Below are 25,884 nucleotides of genomic sequence, written 5' to 3' on the forward strand. Positions count from 1 at the left end.
TGTCATTGATGAGACAGTGGTGCGTATAGATGCAATAGGTGTACGCCGAACCGTCTACCCATGTTCCGAGGTCCTGAAAATGAGTACAACGGACCGATTTCGTCCAGAAAGTATGTCCTCGGGCGACGAGGCGGGACGGCTGCGGGCCGAGCTGGGCCGGCTGTGCCGGGGCAGGGGCGCGACCTCCGTCGATCTCCGGGCGCGGCTGGGCCCGGAGATCGACGAACTGCTGAGGATCCACCGGCGGAACGCGAGCCGGTCGCCTACCGACGCCGACGAGCGGAGCCCGCGGTCGGATCTGACGACCCTGCTCGCGGCCGGCGTTGCCCGGCTGCCCGCGGACCTGCGCCTGGTGGCGGCCGCCGCGCTCGGGCTCGAGCCGTCGGCGCAGGGCCGTTTCCTCATCGACCGGATCGGCTGGCTGACCGGCCGGATCGGCCGCGACGAGCGGACCGTGCGCCGCCGCCTCGGTGAGGCGCTCGCGCTGCTCGCCGAGGCGCTGCTCGTGCTCCGGGACGAGGCGCTGGCGCCCGCCGGCCCGCCCGGCCCGCCGCCCGACCCGGGCACGGCCCGGCCGGCGCGGGACGCGCCCGACGCCCAGGACGCGCGGGATCCCTGGTACCTGCGGCGGATGCGTTCCCTCGTGCGTCTCGACCTGCCCCAGCCCGAGGTCTACGAGGAGCGGGTCGTCGTCGCGACGCGGGACGGCCTGGAGTCCGTCGTCCTCTCGGCGAGCCTGCCGCGGCCGGGATCCCAGGCCGTCGGTGGCCGGGAACTGCACGCGGATGTGCTGTCCGGCGGCCTGCTGACCGCCCGGGAACGCCCGAGCGAGAGCCTGTTCCGGTTTGTCGTCACGCTGCCCCGCCCGCTTGCCGCGGGCGCTGACCACCGGCTGGCGGTGCGCCTGACGCTCGCGCCCGGGCAGGCGATGGCCGACTACTACGGGCTGACGCCGCTGACCCGATGTGACGAGTTTCAGCTGCGGCTGCGCTTCTCGCCCGCCAGCCCGCCCACCGGAGTGTGGCTGTTGGACGGCGTCCCGCCCCGCATCGCGGACGACGACCCGTCCGGGCTCCCGGCGGTGGAGCTCGACCGGGTGGGCGAGTGCCTGCTGACCTTCCCCGCTCCCCGCCTCGGCCGCAGCCACGGCGCTCGCTGGCAACTGTAGCCGCCGCCGCTCAGGGGTCTACGACCTCCTCGTCCTCCGGGCCGTCGTGGGCGGGCCCGGCCACCGGCGGGCGTGGGCGGGGAGAAACACCGTGGTCATTGCTCCGCATCGGGACCTCTCTGGAATCGGAGGCGTTCACGATGCGTGCCGGACGTCATTCACCGCGAGGCGTCTTCCCCGCCAGAAAGGAGACGTAGCGACGATCGTGGGTGGGGCGTTGCCAGTTCCGGCGCGCGATGGCCGGTTAACGGGCATAACAGCGACAGAAGACGGTCACGCCCGGTCCCGGTCCCAGCCCCGGCCCGCGGGCGAGTGGCCCGACGGGACCATCTCGCCGGTTCGCGCGGCCCCGCCGCCCTCGACCTCGGCGCGGTATGAATTTCATGCCGGAAAGAACGTGCGGTGAACCCCTTTTGTTCTCGCGGTCACAAAGGCCCTCCGGCTGTTTTGGGTGGCCCGTTGGTAGGGATTCGACGGTAGCTCCGTCCCGGCCCGCTGGTTCGATGGTCTGGCGCGGCTCCGCCTTTTCCTGATGGTGTCGCATCTCATCCCGGGAACCGCCTGCAAGTGACGCGGCGCGGCATTGGCGGACACGTTCCGAAGCGTAGTGTTTCGCGAGCCCTTGCGCTTCCTCCCGACGTCATCCGGCGCCGGGAAAGCGTGTATCCGTCGGCCGGAAACGGGAAGGCAGGGACTCGTGGGGGAGCGGGAGGCAGTACCCGCCGCGGGAGCATCCACCGCGGGCGTGCGCTACCACCACCTGGACGCGCTGCGCGGCGTCATCATGCTGATCGGCGTGTTCGTCCACGTGGCCACGCTCGGGGACGACCCTGTCTTCGACGGGATAGCGCGTGCCTCCGGCCTCTTCCGGATGGAGACCTTCTTCGTCGTCTCGGGTTTTCTCTCCGCGATGCTCACCGCGAAATACGGGCCCGGGCTCGCCCTCCGGCGCAGGCTGGCGGCGGTGGGCGTGCCGCTGGTGGCGACGCTCGTGCTGTTCAACCCGCCGACACTGTGGCTGATCTCCCGCTTCCACAACCGTAGCGACATCTCGTTCGCCGACTTCCTGCGAGCCTGCGTGGCTCCCGCGTTCGAAGGCCGGCTGAACTGGTACCTGCACCTGTGGTTCCTGCTGGTGCTCCTCGGGTACGCGCTCCTCACACCCGCGGCGGTGAAGCTGCTGAGCAGGTTCGTCTCCACCCGGTGCTATCAACAGGCCACCGCGGGGCGGCTCCGCGCCATGACGGCGATCACGCTTCTCGTGCTGGGCACGATGGCGGCCGGCCGGATCGGCTGGGGCGAGGCCATCCGGCCCGTCATCGGGTCGGGATTTCATGCGGACCTGGTCCGCCGCACCCTGGAGTTCCTGCCGTTCTTCCTGCTCGGTCTCCTGCTGTTTCTGGACAGGGGTCGGCTCGTGCCGTCGTTCCAGCGGCCCGCGCCGGTTCTTCTCGCGGTGTCGGGGCTCGTCCTGCTGGCGTCGTGGCACGGGTGGGTGGACACGCTCGCGATGGGCACCGGCCGGGTGCTGGCCGAGACGATGTTCGCCATTCCGGTGATCGCGACGATTTTCGCCGCGGCCAGTCGGTGGGGGTCGCGCCCGAGTCCCGCCCTGCGTTATCTGGCGGACGCCTCGTACTCGGTCTACCTGCTGCATTTCTTCTGGATCTACGTGTTCGCGACCCTGCTCGGTTTCGATCCCGGTCTCGGCTCGGCCCGGATGATGCTGTTGGTCGTCGCCACCTACGCGGCCACCTTCGCGACCCACCATCTCGTGATTCTCCGGTTCCCGCTCCTCCGGCGAATCTTCAACGGCAGGTTCCCGTCGAAGGCACGCCCCGGGTCGGAACCGCCCGCGGCCGTGCCGGCGGCTCCGCCGGTTCTCACCTCGACGCGTGGCGGGTGCGCCGCTGGTCGGGCACGGCCGCGGGCCGGGAGAGGAACCCTCCCAGCCAGGACGGCGCCGCCGCCGACTTGAGGGCGAGCGCGGGCGATTCGACGAGGTGCCAGCTGGCGACCGCGACCGCCGCGGAGAGGCCGATCGAGGCGACGATGTTGACGGTGACGCTGTCGTCGCCGACGCCGAGCTCGAGCAGGAGGAGCTGCAGCGGCCACGAGTAGACGTAGATGCCGTAGGAGAGGTCCCGCCGGCTCCCGACCCGCATGAGACGACGTCCGGTGCCCGCCCACAGCAGGAAGTAGGCCAGCGGCGCGGGCGCGAGGGGCAGGTAGGCGGCGGGAGCCGCGAGGGCGATGGCGAGCAGGCAGCAGCTCGCGGCGAGCAGCGGCCGGTTCAGCGGGATGCGGTCGGCATAGAGGAACATCACCGCGCCGACGAGGAACATCGAGGTGAAGCGGAGCGCGTAGGCGTCGGCGAGGCGGTCCGCGCCGGAGACGGCGTCCGCGGCGGCGAGCACCCAGCAGGCGGCGGCCAGGCCGAGGACGGCTGCCCGGCGCCGGCGCAGCAGCCCCATCGCGCCGAGGATCCCGATCATCAGGTAGCACAGCGCCTCGAAGAAGAGGGTGTGCAGGGAGCCGTCGAGCGCGCCGCCGCCGTTGAGGTCGCCGATGTTGAACTGGTGCATCCGCAGCAGGGCGTTGGCCGCGACGTAGGTCAGCGCCGAGTCGGCGCCCGTCCAGGGATAGCCGGCGAGGGTGTCCCGTTCGAGTAGCCACAGCAGCGGTCCGAGGATCACCGCGGTCACGGCGAGGCAGACCCAGAAGCCGGGCAGGATCCGCAGCAGGCGGTGCCACAGGAAACGTCCGGTCGAGCGGGCCCGTTGCCGGCTCCGGGTGATCAGGAAGCCGCTGAGCAGGAAGAATCCGTCCACGGCGACCTCGCCCGCCTCCGGCCCGCCGGTCAGCTTCCCGAGCGGGTCGTCCTCGTCCCGGACGAACCCCCAGGAGTGCGACACCAGCACGGTCGCCGCCAGGACGAGCCTGAGCGCGTTGAGGTTGTTGTGCCGCGGATCGAACGCCTGGCCGAGGGTCCGTGCGCCGGGCGTCGCCAGCCATCCCCACGGTCCCTGCGGCGCCCAGGGCCATCCGTGCCGCTTCCTGCGGTGGCGCGGACCTTCGGGACGGCCCGGGGCGCGGGCCGAGCTGGCGTGCGTCACGTCTGGTGTCCTCTCGAGGCCTCGGCCCAGCCGCGCCCGTGGACGGCGTTCCCGACGCCACCGCATCCAGAGGACTACCCTCCGCACCCATCTCGGGCAGGCGTCGCACGCGCGGGTGCGGCCATCTCCGTCAGAGGTACGCCTACCCCCGGACCAGCCCCCACAAAAGGCGCGACTGTCCCGGCCGTCCGCCGGCACCGCCCATGTCAGTGGCCGTCCAGCCCGGGCACACCGCGGTCCAGCCGCCCGTACCGCTCGGTGATCCAGCCCGATGGCGGTCCGCTCGCCCGCCGCCGGGTGGTGGCCGCGAAGCGGCGCGACGTTGCCAGGAAGGTCAGTAACGCCAGGTAACGCTGCCGGGGCCGGGGTCGTCGAACCGGATGACGCCAAACTCCTCGGTGACGTCGAAGACGAGCGTTGTCGTGACGATGGTGCCAGCGGAGAGCGGTCCGGTGGGGAACATCGCCTCCGAGAACAGCGGGCAGGCTATTGTGTTGTCCGGCCCCACCGCGGAGAACATGAACCAGTCCGGCGCAACGTAGTCTCCGGTCACCTCGGCAGAGACATCCGCGACGAGATAGACGCCATTTTTTGGCTTCGGCGGGTATTCACTGCCTGGTGCGGTGGGCTGTTCACGCACATTCTCGACCGTGAGCGTGATAGCTGTGGGCTGCTCGCAGCCCAGTATCCTGTACTGGACGACGACAGTGTCACCCGCGGCGACAACGGGGTCGAGCCCGTCCGGTGAACGCTGAGCCGCCTCGGCTCCCGGACTCGCCGGACCAGCGGATTCAGGGCAGTCGGCCGGCCCGGCGACGCCCACGCCACCCTCCGACAGATCCGAGCTCGGTCCGTAGTTCTCTTCATCCGTGAACGGAGCGTTTAGCTCGCGGACGACGTCATGGGCCACTTCATCGCTGTCGGTGCCGCCGCGGACCACCGCGACCGTACTCAACGCGACGGCGGCACCGGACAGGACCGCGACGGCGACCAGCAGCCAGCCCTGCCATCGCGGCGACGACGAGGGCTGCGGCGGCGGTGGATACCAGCCGTAGGCGGGCCACGGAGCGACTGGAACATAGGGTGGAGTTCCCGTCGGCATAGCGCCAGGTGCGGGCACACCCCACCCTGCCGCCTGGTCCGCCGGGGAACTGCCAGATCCGGGGGCTGGGTTCTCCGTTGGCCGCGATTCCTCCGCCGATGAAGAGGGCGATGGCGACCCGTGCGCGGGAGGCATGGCCGCGGACGGGGAAGCGGCCTCCGGTCGTTCTCCTGATGGGTTCCCGCCGTCTTCCGCCACGCCCCGCCCTTCGCCCTGGATCCTCGGATCTCCGAACACCCGGCTGATTGAAAGGTTCACGCTAGCGGATTGAATGATAATCCGCGCGGCACCGCCTCGCCGGGCCCGATTGGCTCACTCCTCGTCGTGGACGACGGAGACGGGGCAGGCGGCGTGCAGGATGGACTGGTGGCTGACCGAGCCGAGCAGCAGGTCGGCGAAGCCGCCCCGGCCGCGGCGGCCGACCACCAGGAGCTGCGCGTCGGCGGCCTCGCGCAGCAGGGCCGAGGCGGGTGCCTCCGCGGTGACCACCGTGTCGACGGCGACCTCGCTGGCGTGGTGCAGGCCCTTGGCCACGGTCTCGTCCAGCATCGTCTGCGCCCGTCGCAGCAGGTCCGACTGCCCGCTTATGACCAGCCCGGGGTACAGCGGCTCGGTGCGGCCCACGGCGTGGACGACCCGCAGCGGGGCCAGGCGCAGCGCGGCGGCCTGGGCGGCCCAGCGCAGGGCACCGACCGAGTTCCGTGAGCCGTCGACGCCGACCACCACCGGTCGCCGGTCGGGGCGGGGCGCCCGGTCGGTCGAGCCCCGGACGACGACGACGGGGACGCGGGCATGGTTGACCGCGCCCTGCGCGACCGAGCCCGCCAGCACCCGGTGCACCGGGCCGTGGCCGTGCGACCCGACCACGACCATCTCGGCCCCGGTCCAGTTCTTCTCCAGCGCGACCAGCGGCGGCGCCTCGACGACCAGGCGGCTCACGTCGACATCGCCCGAGCCGACGCGCTCGACGGCCTGCTCGAGCGCCTCGGTCGCCGCGGTCTCGAGGGTCTCGTGATCGGCCCGGACGACGCGGCGGAAAACCTCTCGCGGCAGCCCGTCGTTGCCCCACGCCAGCAGCGCGGTGACGGGCCGGGCGCGCAGCCGCGCCTCGCGTAACGCCCACCGCAGCGCGTCTTCCGAACCTGTTGAACCGTCCACGCCGACGAGAATTGTCCTGTCCATGTCCAGTACCGCCTGTCTTCATCGGTTGCCAGCCCGAAAGTGACCGCCTCGAATCTCGCATCGCGGGCGGAGACGGACATCGGCCGTACGGCAGGCGGTTTCCGGTCGTCGGCCCGGTCCGGCCGGGACCATGGGCCCGCGGTCGGTCCGGATCACGCGCTTTCCCGGGTCGGCAGGAAGACGGCCATCTCCAGGCCGCCTTCGGGCCGGGGCACGGCCCGGACCGAGCCGCCGTGGGCGCGGACGATCGAGGCGACGATCGACAGGCCGAGCCCGGCACCGGGCTGGGCGCCGGGCTCGGCCCCCCGCGATCCCCGCCCGGCCTGGCTGAACGGTTCGAAAAGGTCGACGGCCGAGGACGAAGGCACCGAGGGACCGGTGTTGGCGACCCACAGCACCGGATCCCTGCCGTCGCGCACCCACACCGTCCCGCCGCGCCGGTTGTACTTGATCGCGTTGTCGACCAGGTTGGAGACCATCCGCTCCAGCAGCACCCGGTCGCCCCACACGAGATCGGGCGGCCGAGCGGAACGGTCGCGGCCGGTACGCTCCCACCGCAGGTCCACCCCGGCCTCGGCGGCGACCGCCCGGTGCGTGTCGACGACCGTCTCGACGACCTCGTCAAGGCACACCACCTGGCGGGCCGCGAGGCCACGGTCGCTGCGCGCCAGCACCAGCAGCCCTTCGATGAGTGCCTCGATGCGCACGTTCATCGTCAACAGGCGGGTGCCGAGCTCGCGCAACGCCGGTTCGGCCCCGGGCCGGCCCATCGCGACCTCGACGAGGGTGCGCTGAGCAGCCAGCGGGGTGCGCAGCTCGTGCGAAGCGTTGGCCACGAACCGGCGCTGGCTGTCGAAGGACGCGGCCAGCCGGTCGAGCATCTCGTCGAACGTGTCGGCGAGCTCGGTCAGCTCGTCGCGTGGCCCGCGCAACCGGATCCGCGCATCAAGATTGTCCGCCCCGAGCCGGCGGGCCGTCGCGACCACCGCCTGCACCGGGCGCAACGTCCGGTCGGCCACCACCCACCCCAGCAGCAACGCCAGGATCAGCGTGGCCCCGATCGCCACCCCTGACTGCACCAGCAGGGTGTTCAGTACACCCCCGCGATAGCTGCGGACGGCGCTGACCACGGTCAGCCCGCTGCTCTCCGGGGTCGAACCCGTCCCGATGGCATCGGGGGGTTCGGGACCCGGCTGTCCGGGCATCGTCATCGTTCCCCCGAAGGAACGCACGGCGGGAGCGGCGGCCGGCGGCAGCGCCGAGCGGACCAGGATGTAGTTGACGGCCAGCAGCACCACGCCACTGAGAAGAAACAGACCACCGCACGTCAACGCGAGCCGGATCCGGACCGACATCGCCGCCGGCCGGGGCCTGCTCAGCCCCTCATGCGGTACCCGACCCCGGCGACCGTCTCGATCAGCGGGGGCGGCCCCAGCTTGCGGCGCAACGTCATCACCGCCATCCGCACGGCGTTGGTGAAGGGGTCGACGTTGGAATCCCAAGCCTTCTCCAGGAGCTCCTCGGCGCTGACCACGGACCCGTCCGCCCGCATGAGGACTTCCAGGACGGCGAACTCCTTGCGGGACAGCGGGACGAAACGGCCGTCCCGCGACACCTGGTGCCTCGGCACGTCCAGCTCGACGCCGGCCCGGGTCAGGACCGGCGGCACCGCGGCACGGGCCCGTCGACCCAGTGCCTGAACCCGGGCGACGAGCTCGGCGAACGCGAACGGCTTGGTCAGATAGTCGTCGGCCCCCACCCCGAACCCGTGGACCCGGTCGGCGATGTCCCCGGCGGCGGTCAGCATGATGACCCGGGTGTCGCCGCCGGCGGCCACCACGGCCCGGCACACGTCGTCGCCGTGCACCGCGGGCAGGTCCCGGTCGAGCACGATCACGTCGTAGGGATGGAGCGCGGCCAGTTCCAGGGCGCTGGCCCCGTCCCCGCAGGTGTCCACCGCCATGGCCCGCTGGCGGAGGCCCTCGGCGATGGCCTCGGCCAGCATCGCCTCGTCCTCGACCACCAGGATCCGCACGCGACCGCCTCTCCGCTCACGTCGATCATCGGCAGCGGGCCATAAAGAAAGCGTAAGGGGCGACGCTTACGGAACCCGGATCGCCCGGTCACTAGATCTGGTCGTGGCCGGCGAATCCGCGGCGGCCACGATTCGGAGGTGGCACATGAGACGACGATGGGCCGCGCACATTCTGATCGGGACGGCGATCGTGCTGGCTGTCGGCGCCAGCGGCACCGCGCTGGCGATGGCCGCCCAGCCCGCTGACCCGACCGAGTCCGGCACGGAGGGCGGCGCTCCCGCACTCCCACCGGACGACGCCTTCACCCGGTGCCTCGTGGCGAACGGGGCCCAGGTGCACACCGACCCACCGGTGGACGGCCGACGATCGGTGCGGGTGACGCTCGACCCGGCGCACCAGTCTCCGGCGCTGGACGCCTGCCAGCGGTTCGCACCCGCCCCCGGCACCATCGGCGGCGGCCCGGCCCCGATCCAGCCGTTGACCGCGGAACAGAACGCGACGGTGACGGAGTGTCTGCGGGCCGAGGGAGTGACCTTCCCCGCTCCCGGGACCACCCAGGTGCTGGGTCTGCCGCCGGCGGACGAGCCGATCCCTCCGGGCTCCGCCCCCGGAGACGGCCCCGTCCTGGTGCCCGGTCCGGTGGTCAGCGGAGGTCCGGTGGCCAGCGGAGGTCCGGGCGGGTACGGCGGCCTGGTGATCAGCAGTGAAGCGGGTGCCGGTGGCGAAGCGGCATCCGGCGGCTCCGACGTGCTCGGCGACGCACCTGACGTGCCCGGTCTGCCCGGTGACGCACCTGGCGGACCCGGCGACGCGCCTGACGCGCCTGACGCGAAGGTTCTCGGCGCGCTCGGCCGGTGCGCACAGGCCGCCGGCCTGCCCGGTCTCGCCCTGGAGACGCACTCGGCGGACAGGACCACCACAGTGGTGGCGATGGCGGTCGAGCCCCGCTCGTAGGCAGGACAGCGCTCCCCGGTCGCGTCAGGCGGGCGCGGCAGCCGTCGCCCGCCTGACGCGACCACGACCGGCGCCGGCCCGGCCCGACGATCCGGTGCCGGCAAAGTCACAGCCCGGCGCTGGTGACCTCGGTGGTGTCCGGGACGCCGGGCCGGACGAGCAGCCCACAGAGGACGGCACCCGCGGCGAAGATCGCTGCCGACCAGGCGAAGGCGGTGGTGTAGCTGTGGACGGCGGCACGGGCGAGCAGGTCGGCGCCGGGCGCCCTGCCGCGGGCGTAGTCACTGGCGGCGGTGGCGGCGATGGTGCTGAGCACGGCGATGCCGATGGACCCGCCGATCTGCTGCGCGGTGTTGACGGTCGCCGAGGCCACCCCGGCGTCGTCGGGCTCGACACCCGCCGTGGCGGTGCTCATGGCCGGCGCCATCGCCAGCCCCAGTCCGACTCCGGCGATGACGAGGGCGGGCAGGATGTCGGCCAGATAGGTGCTGTGGACCTCGAGCGTGGTGAGCCACAGCATGCCGCCCGCGGCGGTGAGCATGCCGAGGCCTATCAGCGGCCGTGGACCGACCCGGGGGAACAGGACACTGGTCGCCACGGTGGCGGTGATCATCACCGCGCCGACGATCGGGAGGAACGCCAGCCCGGTACGGATGGGCGAGAATCCGAGGTTCTGCTGGAGGTAGTAGGTCAGGAAGAGAAAGATCCCGAACACGCCGACGCCGACGACGAAGACCGTCAGGTAGGCGCCGGCGCGATTGCGGTCGAGCAGGACCCGCATCGGGAGCAGGGGATGCGCGACCTTTGTCTCCAGGGCCACGAACAGCGCCAGCAGTGCGGCTCCGGTGAGGAGCAGGGCCCAGGTGCCCGGAGCGGACCAGGAATGGGTCTGCGCGTTGGCGAAGCCGTAGACCAGGCTGAACAGGCCGGCGCAGACAGCAAGAGTACCGGGCAGGTCGAGGGCCGGATGTCCGTCGACGCTCTGGCGGCGAATCAGGCCGGCCGCACCGGCTATCGCCACCGCGGCGAAGACCAGGTTGACGTACAGGCACCAGCGCCAGTCGAGGTATTCGGTGAGGACTCCACCGAGCAGCAGGCCGACCGCACCGCCCGCGCCGGCGATCGCACCGTAGATGCCGAACGCCCGGGCGCGTTCCCGCGTTTCGGTGAAGGTCGTCGACAACAGGGACAGGCCGGCGGGCGCCAGCAGCGCGCCGAACATGCCCTGGCTGGCACGGGCGGCGACCAGCATGCCGAAATTGACGGCCGCCCCGCCGACGGCGGAGGCCGCGGCGAAGCCGGCCAACCCGGCCAGCAGGGCCATCCTGCGGCCGAACAGGTCGGCGATGCGCCCGCCGAGCAGCAGCAGGCTGCCGAACGCCAGCGCGTAGGCGGTTATGACCCACTGCCTCGCACCGTCGGAGAAACCCAGGTCGCGCTGGGCCGAGGGCATCGCGATGTTGACGATCGTCGTGTCGAGGATGACCATCAGCTGCGCGACCCCGAGAACAGCGAGGATCCACCAGCGTCGAGGATGATCAGGGTTGATCCCGTCGGTGGCCGCGGGCTCCTGGTGTGTTGTGCGGGAGTCGGTGAAGGTCATGGCGACCGCCCTGTCCATGTGTCGTGCCTGTTCGGAACCCGGTGTGGGAATGGGCCGGTCGACGATGCTGTCCGGCCTGCCGGAAACAACGTGTGTCATGACAGCCCTTCTGACCCACTCGCCGGAAAGGTGTTTACCGGCGCATCACCGACCGTTTCTCATGTTTCTCCGTCAGCAAGATCTGCTCATGCCACGTAGGTCCCGGCCCGGGGGTACGGATGGTCCATCCGGGTGGGCCGAACGGTCACGTACCGCGGAGGTGGCGGGCGCGCAGGAGGCGGGCTCCCACCTGTGCCCGGCGGTCCCGTCCGGACTAGGACCATCCGCCCATAGGTGGCGGGATGTAGCTCACTCGGACGGAAGTCCGGTACCCGACATGCTGGTGGTCATCCCGATCGAGGAGGACACGATGCCTGTCACCACCGGTACGAAGGCCACTGCCGCGGTCCGCTCGCCCCTGGCCGACCTCAACCGCCACCACCATCCGGGACGCCACAGCCTCGCCGTCGACGTCCTGCTCGCGGTCACCCGGGTCAGCCTCGGCTGGATCTTCCTGTGGGCGTTCCTCGACAAGCTGTTCGGCCTGGGCCACGAGACCCCCTCGGCCCAGTCCTGGGTCAACGGCGGCAGCCCCACCGAGGGCTTCCTGGCCCACGCGGCCACCGGACCGTTCGCCGGGATCTACCACGACATCGCCGGCGCGGCCTGGGCCGACTGGCTGTTCATGATCGGTCTGGCCGGTATCGGCGCGGCCCTCGTCCTCGGTGTCGGGATGCGCGCCGCCGCCGTCGCGGGTGCCACCCTGCTCGTCCTCATGTGGACCGCGGTTCTTCCCCCGGAAAACAACCCCTTCATGGACGACCACCTCGTCTACGCCCTGGTCCTCGGCCTTCTCGCCGCCTTCGGCGCCGGCCGTTCCTTCGGCCTCGGCGGCTGGTGGGAGCGCACGGCTCTCACCCGTGGCCGGCCCTACCTGAGGTGAAGTACTTCGTCCCGTGGCGAGATGGACCCGAGGTGGTCCCGAAAACGCGGCCGCCGGATGGGCCGAACGCGGATCCATCCGGCATCGCCGGGCGGGCTGATTCTTTCTGGAAGGGCGGCGGTTATGCGTGCCGGAGAACTGATGACGCGCAAGCTCAGCATCGTGACACCCGACGTGCCGGTGAAGGACGTCGCGCGGCTGCTCGCACTGCGGGGGGTCGGCGCCGCACCGGTGGTGTCGCCTCAGGGCGAGCTGGTCGGCATTGTGACGGAGGCGGATTTCATCGCGCTGGAGGCTCGGCCTGACTCGAGGCTGCACGCCCGCCGTGACCGCAGTCCGCGGCCAGCCGCACCGGGCACTGTCGGCGAGGTGATGTCGTCGCCGGTCGTCACGGCCGGGGTCGACGCCGACATCGCGGACATCGTCGGCGTCATGCTGGCCGAGCACATCTCGCGTGTGCCGATCCTGGACGAAGCGGGAAAGCTGGTCGGCATCATCAGTCGCAGCGATCTGCTCCGGCTGCTCGCCCGCCCGGACAGGCTGGTCGCCGAGGACGTCCGCGGCGCGGTGGAGGCGGCGGGGGTGCGTGGTTCGCCGCGGATCGAGGTGCTGCACGGGCGGGTCCGGATCTCGGACGTCGACACCTCGGATCCCGCGCTGCTGCGGCGGCTCGTGCGCGACGTCCCCGGGGTGCTGGGCCTGGAGATCGCCCAACCGGTCGGCGTGGCCGGAGCGAGCGGCAGGGAGGACGAGCTGTGAGCGAGCGTCGGTGGATCGCGTGGTTCAAGGAGATCGGCGCGGACGACGTCGACCAGGTCGGGGGCAAGGGCGCGAACCTCGGAGAGCTGACCCGCGCCGGGCTGCCCGTGCCACCGGGATTCGTGATCACGGTGTCCGCGTACCTGGACGTCGTCGACGCGGCCTGGATGCGCTCGGAGATCGCCGCCCGTGCCGCGGGCATCGACCCTGACGACCACGCGCAGCTCGAACAGGTCGCCGGGGAGCTACGGGCGCACATCGCCGCGGCGCCCGTCCCGGAGATGCTGCGCCGCGCGATCTCGGAGGCCTACCGGGAACTGGGCGGCGGCTCGGTGGCGGTGCGGTCGTCGGCGACGGCCGAGGACGCGGCCGGCACGTCCTTCGCGGGCATGAACAGCACGTTCACCAACGTCTCCGGCGAAAAGGAACTCCTCGCGCGGGTTCGCGAATGCTGGGCCTCGCTGTACGGGCCGCGAGCCGTCGCCTACCGGGCCAGCCGCCACATGGTGGCCGAACCGGAGATCGCGGTCGTGGTCCAGCGGATGGTCGACGCGGAGCGGTCGGGCGTGATGTTCTCGGTCGACCCGATGACCGGTGACAGGTCCCGCATCGTGATCGAAGCGGCCTTCGGGCTCGGCGAGGTCGTCGTCGGCGGCGAGGTCATCCCGGACACCTACGTCGTGGACAAGGACGGCCCGCGGCTGGTCGACGTCCGGACCGGCGCGCAGACCCATCAGATCATCCGTGGCGCCGACGGCCACGACCTGCTCGTGAACCTGCTTCCGACGGAGGGACGCCACCGGATTCTCACCGAGGACGAGGTACTGGACCTGGCGCGGCTGGCTCTGCGCGTCGAGGCGCACTACGGCGAGCCGCAGGACCTCGAATGGGCGATCGAGGGGCACCAGACACATCTCGTGCAGTCCCGCCCCGTCACGACCGGCGGGGCGGCGCCGGTCACGACCGCACCCCGGCCCACGAGAATCGAGTCGTCCGAGAGGACCGGCCCGTCCGAGACGACGGGCAGGAGCGAGCCCTCCGACACCGTGCTGCTCACCGGCCTCGGGGGCGCGCCGGGACGGGCGGCCGGCCGGGTCCGCGTCCTCACCTCACCCGGCGATGGCGCGGCGTTCGTGACCGGGGAGGTCCTGGTCGCCGCGATGACCTCCCCGGACTGGGTGCCCGTCATCCGCCGCGCCGCCGCGGTGGTCACCGACAGCGGCGGGGTGACCTGCCATGCCGCGATCGTCGCCCGCGAGCTGGGCGTGCCCTGCGTGGTCGGGACGAGCAGCGCGACATCCACGCTGCGCACCGGCGACACGGTCGTCGTCGACGGCAGCCGCGGGGTGGTCGAGAAGGACGCGGACGTGTGGGAGACCCCGCGGGTGCTGGCCAACCCGGGGCGGGCCATGGTGAAGGCCCTCCCGTCACCCGCGGTCGCGATCGAGGTCACGCCCGTCGTCCCGGCGGGCCAGGCGCCGAACCCGGTGGTTCCGGTGGCTGTCGAGCCGACCGCCACCAGGCTCTATGTGAATCTTGCCGTCGCCGACGACGTGGAGCGGGTCGCGGCACTGCCTGTCGCGGGCGTGGGCCTGCTGCGGGCGGAGCTCCTCCTGGTCGACGCGCTTGGTGGGACGCATCCCCGCCATCTGCTGGAGCAGGGCGGCCGTGCGGAGTTCGTGGAACGGATGGCCGCCTCCGTCGAGCGGATCACCCGCGCGTTCGCGCCCCGGCCGGTGATCTACCGGGCGACGGACTTCCGCACTAACGAGTTCCGCGGGCTTACCGGTGGCGACCGTTTCGAACCGGTCGAGGCGAACCCGATGATCGGCTACCGGGGCTGCTTCCGCTACGTCCGTGATCCCGCCGTGTTCGACGCCGAGCTGGAGGTGCTGGCCGTCGTGCGGGAACGCACGCCGAACCTGCACCTGATGATTCCGTTCGTGCGGACCGGCTGGGAGCTCGAGGCCTGCCTGAAGGCGGTGGACGCCAGTCCGCTCGGTGACCATCGGGACATGCTCCGCTGGGTGATGGCCGAGGTGCCCTCGGCCGCCTACTGGATCCCCGCCTACGCCCGGCTCGGGATCGACGGGGTCTCGATCGGCTCCAACGACCTGACCCAGCTCGTGCTCGGTGTCGACCGGGACTCCGAGACCTGCGCCGAGCTGTTCGACGAGGCGGACCCGGCGGTGCTCGACACCATCGCCCGCATCGTCACGGCATGTCGGGAGAACGGCCTCACCTCGTCGCTGTGCGGGCAGGCTCCCTCGACCAGGCCCGACTACGCCGAGCGGCTCGTCGAGCTCGGCATCACCTCGGTCTCGGTCAACCCGGACGCGGTGGGCGCCGCGGCGTGGTCGATCGCCGCCGCGGAGCGCCGCATCCTCCTCGACGCGGCCCGGAGCGGGATGGCGTCAGGGCGGGGCTGACCTCGGAGGCCCGCGGTGATCGCGGGCCCGGGGAAACGATGCGAGCGGGTGGATCAGACCGGCAGCTCCGCCCCGGCCTCCCGCAGGCCGGGGCGAGCCGCCGGGTGCGCGACGTGCTCGATGAGGTCGCGGGCCTGCTGCTCCTGCGCGCTGCCCCACAGCTGCGCGGTGCCGTGCTCGCTGATGACGTGGCTGTGCTGGAAACTCGTGGTCGGCTCGGCCAGCGCCCGGACGACCGTCGACCGGCCGGTCTTGCTGTGCCAGCTGGGCAGGGCGATGATCGCTCGTCCGCCGGTGGCGTGCAGTGCTCCGGTGACGAAGTCGGGCTGCCCGCCGAAACCCGACCACACGCGCCCGCGTACGAACGAGGCGTTGGCCTGGGCGTGCAGGTCGATCTGCAGCGCGGTGTTGATCGACGTCATCCCGGGCTGGCGGGCGATGGTCCCGGGGTCGTTGACGGTCTCGGTGCGCAGCAGCCGGACCCGGGGGTTGCGGTCGAGCCAGGCATACAGCTCGCCTGAGCCGAACACGAAGCTGGTGACCAGCTCAGCGTCCGCGGCCAGGGCACCCGAGCGGTCGAGTGCCAGCACGCCGTCGGAGAACGTCTCCGTCCACACCCGCAGGCGTCGGCGCCCGGTGAGCGCCGCGAGAGTGGCGTCGGGGACGGCGCCGATGCCCAGCTGCAGGGTCGCGCCGTCGGGTACCAGCGCGGCGACCCGGGCGCCGATCTCGTGCTGGACGTCGCTGGAGGGCCTGAGGGCGGGGCTGGCCAGCGGCAGGTCGACCTCGACGGCGAGGTCCACGTCGTCGCAGGAGAGCTCACCGTCGCCGAAGGTGTAGGGCATCCGGGAGTTGGTCTGGGCGACGACCAGGCCACCGGATGCCCGGACGGCCTCGACGGCGGCGGGCAGGATGTTGACCTCGGTGCCCATCGACACCTTCCCGTCGACCGGCCGGCTGGTGTGCAGGATGACGGCGTCGGGGCGGTGCGCGCCGCTGAACAGCCGGGGGACCAGGCTCAGCCGGCAGGGCAGGTACTCCAGCGCGCGATGCCCCCGCATCCCGGGCCCGACGAACGGCGTCACCGGCGTTACACCGGGCCGTTCCGGGACGCCGTGCTGGGCGTTGAGGACGAACAGCCGGTACACGGGCACCGCGCGGTCGAGCGCGCCCACCGCGACGGTCGGCATGGCGAAGTTTCCCGCCGCGACGATCAGCGGCGGCCGGTCCGATCGGTCCGGTCGATCCGCCAGTCGGGCGGCGAGCAGGTCCACGAGCACTGGCTCGCTCACGATCCGCATGCCCGCATCGTCCCGGGTGCCCCGAACGGCCCGGCCGGCGGGTCGGCCGAGCCGCGAGCCGCGGCGCCGCCGCGCCTGCCGGACCTTCCCGCGGGCCGTGGCCGTCCAGGGACGTCCGTTCCCCCGTGAGGAGTCCTTGGTCATGTCCGGTGCGGTACGGAAAGGCCAGATCTGCTGGGTGTGAAGGGGAAGAAGTGCTGTGTACCGGTTTTTCGAGGCCGGTGGAGGCCGGTAGGGGAGGCCGCGATGACAGAGATCATCGTCGGTGTGGACGCTTCGGCCGCGTCGGCGTCCGCTCTGCGCTGGGCGCTGGTGGAGGCCGGCCTGCACCGCGTCGGGGTACGGGCGGTCCTGGCCTGGTCCGGGAGGAACCTTCCGCCGGCCCGAGGGCCCGTCGCGGTGCCGTCCGCGTCCGCGGATCTCGAGGCCGCCGCGGCGGCCGTGCTCCACCGGGCCGTCGAGGATGCCGTCGACAGCCTCGGCGCACGCGGCCGGGTCAGGGTGACGGAGTCAACCGTGCGGGGTCTTCCCGCGCACGCCCTGGTCAGAGAATCCGCCGCGGGACAGATGCTGGTCGTCGGGGCGCCGGCGGCGAGCCGTCACCGCCGGGCGGCCACCGGATCGCTGGCCGAGGTGTGTGTCCGGGAAGCCCGGGTGCCCGTGGTGATCGCGCATCACAACGCCATCCCCGGTCCGACCGGCCGTGTGCCCGCCGACCAGCCGGAGCGGACGGGGCCGGACGCCGGTCCCGCCATCGGGTGCCGGGAACGGCTGCCCGTGCTGGTCGGGGTGGACGGCTCCGCTCCCTCGCTGGCGGCGGTTCGCTGGGCGACGCGGGAGGCGTGCCTGCGCGGGGTTCCGTTGGTGATGGCGAACGCCCGCCCGCACTGGTCGCGGGTTCCCAGCAGCTTTCCGGGCAGCTGGCGGGCGAGCCGCGACGGCCGGATCACCGAGGAGATCCTGGACTACTGCGCCGCTGAGAGCCGGCGGGTCTGCGCCGAGGTCACGGTGCTCCCGCTCGCCGTCGACGGCGTGCCGGCCGCGAGCCTGCTCAGGCTCGCGCGGGACGCCCAGCTCCTGGTCGTCGGAGGCAGGGACACCTCGGCGTTCGGCCCCCGGCCGCTGCGCGCGCCCGGCCGGGACGCCGTGATCCACGCTCCCTGCCCGGTGGTGGTCGTCCGGCCGGAGTGGACCAGGTGTCCCGTCCCCGTGGGTGCCGTTTGAGGAGGAGGTAACGATCATGACTGCCGTTCACTTCGAGGTTCCGAAGGTCATGGCCAGGCGGACTCACCCGCGGCCTGCCGAGCCGGTTGCCGAGCTGGCGGTCGAGGCGGTCGAGGCGGCCGAGATGGTCGGCCCGACCCCCACCGAGGTAGCTGCCGTGGAGCCGCTCCCCGTGGTGGTGCGGCGCTCGCGCGTCGACCTGACCGCGGTGGCGGTCGTCGGTGAGATCGCCGCGGGCGCCGTGGCTGTCGCGTGGCAGCTGGCGCGCCGGCAGCCGGCGCCGCACGCCAACGTCCAGATGGGTCCCGGTGGCTGGGTCAGCCTCCGGGGCGGTCGGGTCCGGCTCGCCGGCCGTGGCCGCCGCCGGGCCGGGCACCGCGGTCACACCTGCAGCCACCACCGGATGACCGGTCGGACCCGCCGGTTGTCCTGGCTGCCACCGACCGGGAGGTCGTAGACATGAGCCGACTGACTGCGAGCCGAACGCCCACCCGGCGTCGACGGGCCGCGACGCTGGCCCTGGCGGCCGGGGTGCTGGCGTTCGGGCTGGCGGGCTGCGGTGGAGCGCACGACAGGGGCACCGCCGGGAGCACCGCCTCGACGCCGCCGGTGACAACGACCGCCGGCACACCGTCGGCGAGCGTCACGGCCAGGCCCACCAGGTCGCCCTCGGGCGGCCCGGCGACGTCGGCCCGCCCCTCCGTCACCCCGTCCGTCACCCCGTCCGTCACCCCGAACGGGCTCGTGTGGTCGAGTGAGCCGCGCCGCGTCGAGCGCGCGCTGCCCGGCACGGCGACGGTCGTCGCGGTGCGCGGCGCACACAACATGGCCGGCGGGCTGGAGTTCGACCGGCTGGTGATCGAGTTCCGGGACCACGTTCCCGGCTACGACGTGCGGTACGTGGCCGACGTGCGGTCGCCGGGCGAGGGCGCGGTGGTCCCGCTGCGCGGACAGGCGTTCCTCGAACTGGTGCTGTTCCCGGCGGTGGCCCACGACGACGCCGGGACGTCGACGCTGACCACCCCGCGGACCGGGGGTGGGCTGCCCGCGCTCGTCCAGTACCGGCTGACCGGTGACTACGAGGGCTACGTCCACATCGGCCTCGGCGTCGACGACAGGGTCGGCTTCCGGGTGCTCGAACTGTCGGACCCGGCGCGTCTGGTGGTCGACCTCGCGGCCTGAGCGCCGCGTCCCCGGGCGGTCTGCCGCCCGGGGACGCGGCCAACGCCTGAGGGAGGTGGCACATGACAAAGGGTGAGATCGTGGTCGGGCTCGACGGATCACCGGAGGCCGAGCAGGCCCTGCGCTGGGCCGTCCGCGAGGCCGGCCTGCGGCAGACGGGTGTGCGCGCGGTCCTGGCCTGGGCCGCGGCGGGCCCGGCCTCGGACGGGTCACGGCCGCCGCCGGCGACCTCCCCCGAGCACCCGCGGTGGACGGCGCAGTGGATCGTCAACGACGTCCTGGGACGGGTACGCGACGACGAGCCGGCGGCCCGCATCGTCGGGCGGACCGTCTTCGGGCCGGCGGTGCGGATGCTGCTGGCCGAGTCGGCGGGCGCGGAGATGCTCGTCCTCGGCGCCCACGGCACCGGTCGGGCCGCGCCGATGCTGACCGGGTCGGTCAGCCTCGCCTGCGCGCACGGCGCGGGTGTCCCGGTGGTCGTGGTCCGGGGCCCCGCGGCCAGGTGGGAGGGCGGAGCGGTCGTCGTCGGAGTGGACGGTTCGCCGGCCTCCCTCGACGCGCTCGACTGGGCGGTGCGCGAGGCGGAGCTGCGGTCGGCCCGGCTGCGGGTCGTCCACGTGTGGACCCCGCCCCCGGTATCCGCCGACGGCCGCCCGACCGATGTCGACGCGCTTCGCCACGCCGCCCGCGGCGTGCTCGACGAGGCCGTGCGCCCGTATCTCGCCGGTGCCCGCGCGGGCACCGGCGTGGAACCCGTGCTGATCGGCGCCGGGGTGAGCCGTGCGCTGATCGACGAGGCCGCGCGGGCACAGCTGCTCGTGCTGGGAGCACGGGGCCGGGGCGGTTTCGACGGGCTCCTGCTCGGCTCCACCGGTTCACAGTGCGTCTCCTACGCGGACTGTCCCGTCGTCATCGTGCGCCGTTCCGCCCAGCCGCGGAGCCCGGCGGCGGGCGGTCCCGAGCGGATCGAGGCCCGGAGCACCTGAGCGTCGAACCGCTTCCGGCAGGGCCATCCGTGGCACCCCGGGCGACCAAGGCCCCGGGGTGCCACGGTCCGATCTACAGCGACCTGGTGGCCAGGGCTGCGGCCGTCGCCATGACCGGGCACGAGACCGGCCGCGTGGATCAGCTGAGCTGCCTCGCTCGCGGTGCGGCGCCCGCCGTCCGCTTCCGCGACGACGTGGCCGCGCTGCGCGCCCAGGCCGACGCGGCCCCGGCCTTCGCGGCCGTGCCGCCGGACTCCCGGGCAGCCGCCGAGATCCCGCTGCGCACCGCCTACATCGACGGATTCAACGCCGGCTGTGGCGGCTGTGGCGGACAGGTCTTCACCGAGCTCACGCCGATCGTCTGGCAGACCCGGACGCTGCCCGGCGGTGAGCCGCCGGTGGACGGCACCATCGGCGCCGCGTCCTTCAGAGCGAGCTACGAACCCGGATCGGGCTGGCTTGTCACGATTCTGGCCTGCTGACCGGGCCCGCCGCCCCGAAGGCTCAGGCGGCCGGCCCGCCTCGGCGGACCCGTCGTCGGGCGGTCCGGCAGGTCAGTGAACGGGCGAGAAGAACGAGCCCGGATCGTCGAGCGGCATGCCGGCGCTGTCGTAGACCGACGTGCCGAGGGCCCGAAGCCGCTCCGATGACGCACGGAGATGATGCGCGCAGAGGAGGATCTCCTGCTCCGGCCGTTCGGCCTGGGCCGGCACGACCACCTGTGCGACAGGCGCGCTCGGGCAGCAGCACGAGCGCGCGGCCGGTCCGATCGGCGGGCGCGGGCTGGCGGCCGGCCCGGGCGCGGCGGCCGGACCGGCCGGGATCGTGTCAGTCCGTGGTGACCGGGAGGAGCGCCTGGCCCCGAGGAGACTCATGTCACCAAGATGCCCTCCCTGCCCGTGCCGGACGACTGACCGAGGTCCCGTCCGGGAGCGGCCTATCGGCATGATCCGGCCAACCGGGTGACCCTCGACGTGGGCGGGCGCCATGGGTCAGTGGGACCTGCCGCGAGACGGCGACGGGAGCCGGACGGGCGGGGGACGTTCCCCGTCCGGGTGGGCCGCTCCGCCCCGCGAGCGCGTCCGGCGGCGCCACGCGCGCCAGAGTTCGTCGGTGCCCCAGACGATGGCCGGCAGCGGGAGCAGCAACAGGAGGTCGGGGGGTGGTACCGCGGTGGTACCGAGCAGGCGCTGAAGACCCGGCGTGTAGACCACGGCCGCCGCGAAGACGATCTCGAACGCGATGCCGGCGAGGAGCAGCTTGTTGGTGAACAGCCCGACAGCGCGCAGGGACGCGTGCTCGGTCCTGGCGGCCATCGCGGTGCCGATCTGACAGGCGACGATCGCGAGGAAGACCATGGTCGTGGCACGCAGGTACCCCTCGTGCAGCGGGTCACCGTCATCGACCGGGTCGCCCGGGTGCCAGCCGATCCGCCAGAGAACCGTGAAGTACACGGCCATGACCCCCGCCGCGGAGACCACGCCGAGGATCGCCCAGGCGCGCAGCAGCATCACCGGCCGGATCACGCCCTCGCCCCGCGGCCTCGGCGGGCGGTCCATCAGCCCCGGCTCGGCCGGCTCCCGTCCCAGCGCGAGTGCCGGCAGCGTCTCGGTGCCCAGGTCGATCATGAGGATCTGCAGGACGGTCAGCGGCAGCGGCACAGCCCCGCCGGACAGCGCGAAGACCAGGAACGGGACGACCTCCGGAACCGCATGAGCGAAGATGTAGACGATGAATTTCCGGACGTTGTCGTAGACCTGGCGGCCGGCCCGGACGGCGCCGACGATCGTGGCGAAGTTGTCGTCCGTGAGCACCATCGTGGACGCCTCCCGGGCCACGTCCGTGCCCGAGCGTCCCATCGCGACCCCGATGTCGGCACGGCGCAGCGCGGGCGCGTCGTTCACACCGTCCCCGGTCATCGCGACGACCTCGCCGCGGGCGTGCAGGGCGTCGGTGACCCGCAGCTTCGTCTCCGGTGAGCTGCGGGCGAAGACGAGCTCGCGCTCGTCGCGCAGGAACTCGTCGAGGTCGGCCTCGGCGGGATCACCGAGGTCGTCGGCGGAGATCACCCGGAGCCCGGCCGTGTCCCCCGCGCCGATGCCGACCTGGCGCGCGACGGCGGCGGTGGTGAGGGCGTGGTCCCCGCTGACGACATTGATTCTTATCCCGGCCCGGTGGCAGGCACGGACGGCCTCGGCGGCGCCGGGCCGGGGCGGGTCGGCCAGGCCGACGGCGCCCAGCAGCCGCAGGCCCGCCTCGAGAGTGTCCCGGTCCATCCCGACGGCCGGCCCACCGCCGGTGCTCCCCGGACGCCCCTGCGGGAGATCGCGGTCGGCCACGGCGAGGACCCGCAGCCCGTCGGCGGCGAAATCCGCGAGCCCGCGGGTGAACGCTTCGCGGTCGGCGCTGGTCAGCGGGCGGGTCCCCGAGGGCGTCGCCAGGCTCACACAGCGTTCGAGGACCGCCTCGGGGGCACCTTTGACAGACACGACGAGGCGTCCGGGCCCGACCTCGTCGACGGTGGACATCCGGCGCACACGGGAGTCGAAGGGCGCCTCGGCCCGCCGGCTGGCGGTTCGTCGGGCCGGGTCCACGTCGGCGCCGAGCCACTGGGCGGCATGCAGCAGGCCCACCTCGGTCGGGTCTCCGTGCGCGGGACGGCCGCGGTCGGGATCGCCGAGATCGGCGTTCGAGCAGGAGGCCAGGGCGCGGCCGAGTGGACCGGACAGCGACGTGGGCACGTCCCGCGGCTCCGCCTCGGCGGGACCGACGGGACCGGCGGGCTCGACCGGTGGGTCCCCGACGGGCTGGTCACCCGCGGCCGTCCACAGCCGGACCGGGCGCATCCTGTTCTCGGTGAGGGTTCCGGTCTTGTCCGTGCAGATCACCGTCGTGGAGCCGAGTGTCTCCACCGCGCTGAGCCGGCGCACGACCGCGCCCCCGCGGGCGAGGACCCGCACGCCCACCGCGAGTGCGAGGGTGATGGTCGGCAACAGGCCCTCGGGCACGTTCGCGACGAGCAGGCCGATGGCGAACACCAGCGCCTCGTCCAAGGGGAGCCCGGCGAGGACGCCCAGCGGCAGGAACGCCAGCCCGACACCCGCGGCGACCAGGGCGATGAGCCATGCGACCCGGCGGACCTGGCGTTCCAGCGGGCTCTCGTCCCGGGTGACCCGCTCGCTGAGAGCGGCGACCCGGCCGATCTCGGTGCGCATGCCCGTCGCGACCACGACTGCGCGGGCCGAGCCGGCCGTGCAGGTGGTTCCGCTGAAGACGAGGTCCTGCGCGGACAACAGCGGGCCGCTGTCCGGCCTGTCGCCCGGCGTACGCGGCACCGGAACCGACTCGCCGGTCAACATCGACAGGTCCACCTCGACGTAGCCGCTCAGCAGCCGCGCGTCGGCCGGAATCCGGTCGCCCTCACCGATCAGGATCAGATCGCCGGGGACGATCTCGCGTACGTCGATGTCACGCGCCTCGCCGTCCCGGACCGCTGTCGCATGGGGCGGCATGTAGGCGGCCAGCGCCTCCACCGCGCGTTCGGCGTGCCGTTCCTGGACGAAGGCGACCGTGGCGTTGAGCAGCACCACCGCGACGATCGCCGCGGCGAGCACAGTACCGCCGGACACCAGCGACAGCAGTGCCGCCAGCCACAGCAGGAGGGCCAGCGGGTGGAGGAGCTGGCGGCCGATCTCACCCGGCCAGGTGCGGCCCCCACGCCGCGACAGTTCGTTGGGCCCCTCGGCGACGAGCCGGCGGGCGGCCTCGCGGCCGCCCAGGCCGCCCGGGCCGCTGCGCAGGTCGCGGAACAGCAGCGCCAGCGGCTCCCGAGGGTCCGACGGCCGCGAATCCTCTTCCTGGGAGCCGTCGCGCGCTGTTTCGGTCCTCATACCAGACACCGCCACTCGTGGTCCGGATTCGGTGGTCGGACGTGACCGGAACAGGCTGGCCGGGTCGCCGTGGCCGTTCAGCCGTGGATGACGGCCACGGGGCAGGCGGCGTGCAGCACGCACTGGTGGGCGGTGGAGCCGAGAACCAGTTCGGCGAAGCCGCCGCGCCCGCGCGTGCCGACGACTACGAGCTGTGCGTCAGCCGAGGCGTTCAGCAGGGCGCGGGTCGGGGTGTCGTCGACCGCCTGCAGACTGACCTTGACGTCGGAGTCGTCGTCGAGGTCGGCCGTCGCGACGTCGGCGAGGAGCTGCTCGGCGCCCGTGCGGAGTGAGGGGTAGAACTCGTCCAGGGGCACGCCGAACGTCGTGATGTTGCTGCGGAAGCCGTGCACGAGGTGCAGCGGGGCGCCGCGCTCGGCAGCCTTGGCCGCGGCCCAGCGAACCGCGGCCTGCGAGGGCTCCGAGCCGTCCACCCCGACCACGATCGGCCGTTGGTCGGGCTGGTCGCCGGTGACGGTGCCGCGGACGACGACCACCGGCCCGGAGCAGTGGTGCAGGAGCTGCTGGGCGACGGAACCGGCCAGGATGCGGTGGGCCAGGCCCGGGCTCCGGGCCCCGATCACGGTCAGTGAGGCGTTCTTCGCCTCCGCGACGAGCGCGTCCACCGGGTCCTGGTCGACGACGATCTTGTGCAGCTCGACCGGCGGGTCGGGCATCGGCACCCGCTCGATCGTCCGGTCGAGCATCGCGGCGGCGGCGGCGGCGAGGCCCTTGTGGTCGGCGTTGACCGCGGCCCGGTAGACCGGTCGCGGCAGGCCGTCGGCCGTCCAGCCCAGCAGGGCGGTGACGGGCCGGTGCTCGATTCGCGCGGTCTCCAGGGCCCAGTGCAACGCGGCCTCCGATCCCGCGGAGCCATCGATTCCAACGAGGATTGTCCGGGTGCTTTCGGTGCTCACGGTGGTCTCCTGCATCTGTCGATCGTCCGATCGGGTGGGCCCGATGAGGCTGGTCCCAGCGTGCGGCAAAGACAGGTGCATCCGAACCGGCGAAGGTCGGCGGCCCGACCGGACCTTTGGCCCGCGGGCGGGCCGACCATTCGCTCCGTTGACGGGCCGCGGACTGTTATCGGGCGCTGCTGGGGGCGGGCTCGCCGCGGTGACGTACCTCCGCGTCCGGCCCGGGATAGACGAAGCTGACGTGACCGGTGTCGGACCAGCGCACCGCGAACGGCGGGTCGCCCGCGGGCGAGCGGACCTCGAAGATCTCCCCGGTCCGGTCCTGCTGCCGGGTGGCACGGCGGTGCACGACCAGCGTGTCGCCGGGAGCGGCGCGCATCTGCCTGCGCCGCGGCGGAAGCTCGGGCACCGCGGCGGGTTCCGCCTCCACGCCGACGGCGGCAGGGGCGCGCGCGGCGGGTTCGGCCGGCGCCGTGGCCGTGGGCTGCGGCAGACCGGCTTCGTGGTGCGGCGCGAACACCTCGTCGGCCAGCGGATGGATGAGATCCGCGACCTGCCGTTCGTTGCGGATGAGCAGGTCGTCCACGGAGAGCAGGCCGACGACCCGGCGGCCCTCCATCACCGGGAGCCGCCGGAAGGCGTGGTCGCGGAACACCCGGTAGGCGCGCTCGACGTCGACGCCGGCGGGAATCGTGATCACTTCGGTGGTCGTCAGCGCATCGATCCGGCCGTCGGGGGAGACATCGCGGGCGACACCGCGTAGGACGATGTCCCGATCGGTGACGATCCCGACAAGGTTGTTGCCGTCCTCGACGACGAGGAGCGCTCCCACTCCCTGGCGCTCCATCACGCGGGCCGCGTCACGGATCGAGGTGCTCCTGTCCACGGAGACCGGCTGCCTGGTGATCGTGCTGCGTATGTCGGTCATGCTCACCGCCTCGCCTGGTGGGGCAACCGCCGCGTCCCCTCGTGCTCATCCGGGCGGACTGCGTCCCCCGCCGCACAGGATGCCCG

Annotated in this window: 22 protein-coding genes; 11 read left to right on the top strand and 11 right to left on the bottom strand. The window is 72.8% G+C overall.

All coding sequences use genetic code 11. The features are described 5' to 3' along the window. Positions 1 to 79: 79 nt before the first annotated feature. Both MXD62_RS02020 and mdoC read left to right on the top strand, forming a co-directional pair. Positions 80 to 1,168 carry a hypothetical protein gene (locus MXD62_RS02020; protein ID WP_248827727.1) on the top strand — a complete coding sequence of 363 codons (1,089 nt, stop codon included), beginning with the start codon at positions 80 to 82 and terminating at the stop codon, positions 1,166 to 1,168. A 697-nt stretch (positions 1,169 to 1,865) separates the two neighbouring features. Then, positions 1,866 to 3,146: a glucans biosynthesis protein MdoC gene (mdoC, locus tag MXD62_RS02025; protein WP_248827728.1), complete on the top strand. Its 1,281-nt coding sequence runs from the start codon at positions 1,866 to 1,868 to the stop codon at positions 3,144 to 3,146. On the opposite strand, the gene MXD62_RS02030 is transcribed toward mdoC, so the two are convergent. The 5 genes from MXD62_RS02030 to MXD62_RS02050 form a co-directional block, all read right to left on the bottom strand. After that, positions 3,052 to 4,284: an acyltransferase gene (locus MXD62_RS02030; protein WP_248827729.1), complete on the bottom strand. Its 1,233-nt coding sequence runs from the start codon at positions 4,282 to 4,284 to the stop codon at positions 3,052 to 3,054. The genes mdoC and MXD62_RS02030 overlap by 95 nt on opposite strands. Before the next feature lie 334 nt (positions 4,285 to 4,618). Further along, complete coding sequence (locus MXD62_RS02035) at positions 4,619 to 5,404, bottom strand: hypothetical protein (protein WP_248827730.1); 786 nt, start codon at positions 5,402 to 5,404, stop codon at positions 4,619 to 4,621. Positions 5,405 to 5,698: 294 nt separating this feature from the next. Further along, the gene (locus MXD62_RS02040; RefSeq protein WP_248827731.1) at positions 5,699 to 6,568 is read right to left on the bottom strand and encodes a universal stress protein; all 870 of its coding nucleotides are present in this window, start codon (positions 6,566 to 6,568) and stop codon (positions 5,699 to 5,701) included. 152 nt (positions 6,569 to 6,720) lie between these two features. Further along, the gene (locus MXD62_RS02045) at positions 6,721 to 7,923 is read right to left on the bottom strand and encodes a HAMP domain-containing sensor histidine kinase (protein ID WP_248827732.1); all 1,203 of its coding nucleotides are present in this window, start codon (positions 7,921 to 7,923) and stop codon (positions 6,721 to 6,723) included. A gap of 20 nt (positions 7,924 to 7,943) precedes the next feature. Next, positions 7,944 to 8,603, bottom strand: a complete 660-nt coding sequence (locus MXD62_RS02050; protein ID WP_248827733.1) for a response regulator transcription factor — start codon at positions 8,601 to 8,603, stop codon at positions 7,944 to 7,946. A gap of 145 nt (positions 8,604 to 8,748) precedes the next feature. Here MXD62_RS02050 and MXD62_RS02055 point away from each other — a divergent pair, with 145 nt between their 5' ends. Continuing rightward, positions 8,749 to 9,558, top strand: coding sequence for a hypothetical protein (locus MXD62_RS02055; RefSeq protein WP_248827734.1), 810 nt, complete (start codon positions 8,749 to 8,751; stop codon positions 9,556 to 9,558). Between the two features lie 106 nt (positions 9,559 to 9,664). Here MXD62_RS02055 and MXD62_RS02060 read toward each other — a convergent pair whose 3' ends face one another. Next, positions 9,665 to 11,161 (bottom strand): MFS transporter, encoded by a 1,497-nt coding sequence (locus MXD62_RS02060; protein ID WP_368862296.1) that lies wholly within the window; start codon positions 11,159 to 11,161, stop codon positions 9,665 to 9,667. Positions 11,162 to 11,537: 376 nt separating this feature from the next. Here MXD62_RS02060 and MXD62_RS02065 point away from each other — a divergent pair, with 376 nt between their 5' ends. The 3 genes from MXD62_RS02065 (at position 11,538) to ppsA (ending at position 15,331) form a co-directional block, all read left to right on the top strand. Next, positions 11,538 to 12,143: a DoxX family protein gene (locus MXD62_RS02065; RefSeq protein WP_248827736.1), complete on the top strand. Its 606-nt coding sequence runs from the start codon at positions 11,538 to 11,540 to the stop codon at positions 12,141 to 12,143. Between the two features lie 141 nt (positions 12,144 to 12,284). After that, positions 12,285 to 12,902, top strand: a complete 618-nt coding sequence (locus MXD62_RS02070) for a CBS domain-containing protein (protein ID WP_248827737.1) — start codon at positions 12,285 to 12,287, stop codon at positions 12,900 to 12,902. Continuing rightward, on the top strand, positions 12,899 to 15,331 hold the full coding sequence (gene ppsA, locus MXD62_RS02075) for a phosphoenolpyruvate synthase (protein ID WP_248827738.1): 2,433 nt from the start codon (positions 12,899 to 12,901) through the stop codon (positions 15,329 to 15,331). The genes MXD62_RS02070 and ppsA overlap by 4 nt, the downstream gene beginning before the upstream one ends. A gap of 53 nt (positions 15,332 to 15,384) precedes the next feature. Here ppsA and MXD62_RS02080 read toward each other — a convergent pair whose 3' ends face one another. Beyond that, positions 15,385 to 16,632: an acetyl-CoA hydrolase/transferase family protein gene (locus tag MXD62_RS02080; protein WP_248827739.1), complete on the bottom strand. Its 1,248-nt coding sequence runs from the start codon at positions 16,630 to 16,632 to the stop codon at positions 15,385 to 15,387. A 246-nt stretch (positions 16,633 to 16,878) separates the two neighbouring features. Between MXD62_RS02080 and MXD62_RS02085 the strand changes: the two genes are divergently transcribed. From MXD62_RS02085 to MXD62_RS02105, 5 genes are all read left to right on the top strand, one after another. Next, positions 16,879 to 17,856, top strand: a complete 978-nt coding sequence (locus MXD62_RS02085; protein ID WP_248827740.1) for a universal stress protein — start codon at positions 16,879 to 16,881, stop codon at positions 17,854 to 17,856. Between the two features lie 16 nt (positions 17,857 to 17,872). Next, on the top strand, positions 17,873 to 18,313 hold the full coding sequence (locus MXD62_RS02090; RefSeq protein WP_248827741.1) for a hypothetical protein: 441 nt from the start codon (positions 17,873 to 17,875) through the stop codon (positions 18,311 to 18,313). Positions 18,314 to 18,315: 2 nt separating this feature from the next. Beyond that, a complete protein-coding gene (locus tag MXD62_RS02095; protein ID WP_248827742.1) occupies positions 18,316 to 19,038 on the top strand; it encodes a hypothetical protein in 723 nt (240 codons plus the stop codon). A gap of 62 nt (positions 19,039 to 19,100) precedes the next feature. Next, positions 19,101 to 20,024: a universal stress protein gene (locus MXD62_RS02100; RefSeq protein WP_248827743.1), complete on the top strand. Its 924-nt coding sequence runs from the start codon at positions 19,101 to 19,103 to the stop codon at positions 20,022 to 20,024. 29 nt (positions 20,025 to 20,053) lie between these two features. Next, positions 20,054 to 20,506, top strand: a complete 453-nt coding sequence (locus MXD62_RS02105; protein WP_248827744.1) for a hypothetical protein — start codon at positions 20,054 to 20,056, stop codon at positions 20,504 to 20,506. 72 nt (positions 20,507 to 20,578) lie between these two features. Here MXD62_RS02105 and MXD62_RS02110 read toward each other — a convergent pair whose 3' ends face one another. The 4 genes from MXD62_RS02110 to MXD62_RS02125 all read right to left on the bottom strand — a co-directional run bounded on the left by MXD62_RS02110 (position 20,579) and on the right by MXD62_RS02125 (position 25,798). Continuing rightward, positions 20,579 to 20,737 carry a hypothetical protein gene (locus MXD62_RS02110; RefSeq protein ID WP_248827745.1) on the bottom strand — a complete coding sequence of 53 codons (159 nt, stop codon included), beginning with the start codon at positions 20,735 to 20,737 and terminating at the stop codon, positions 20,579 to 20,581. 279 nt (positions 20,738 to 21,016) lie between these two features. After that, a complete protein-coding gene (locus tag MXD62_RS02115) occupies positions 21,017 to 23,914 on the bottom strand; it encodes a cation-transporting P-type ATPase (protein ID WP_248827746.1) in 2,898 nt (965 codons plus the stop codon). A gap of 77 nt (positions 23,915 to 23,991) precedes the next feature. After that, on the bottom strand, positions 23,992 to 24,885 hold the full coding sequence (locus tag MXD62_RS02120) for a universal stress protein (RefSeq protein WP_248827747.1): 894 nt from the start codon (positions 24,883 to 24,885) through the stop codon (positions 23,992 to 23,994). 151 nt (positions 24,886 to 25,036) lie between these two features. Beyond that, positions 25,037 to 25,798 (bottom strand): DUF1918 domain-containing protein, encoded by a 762-nt coding sequence (locus tag MXD62_RS02125; protein ID WP_248827748.1) that lies wholly within the window; start codon positions 25,796 to 25,798, stop codon positions 25,037 to 25,039. Positions 25,799 to 25,884: the final 86 nt, after the last annotated feature.

This window comes from Frankia sp. Mgl5 (assembly GCF_023242985.1).
Lineage (GTDB): Bacteria > Actinomycetota > Actinomycetes > Frankiales > Frankiaceae > Parafrankia > Parafrankia soli.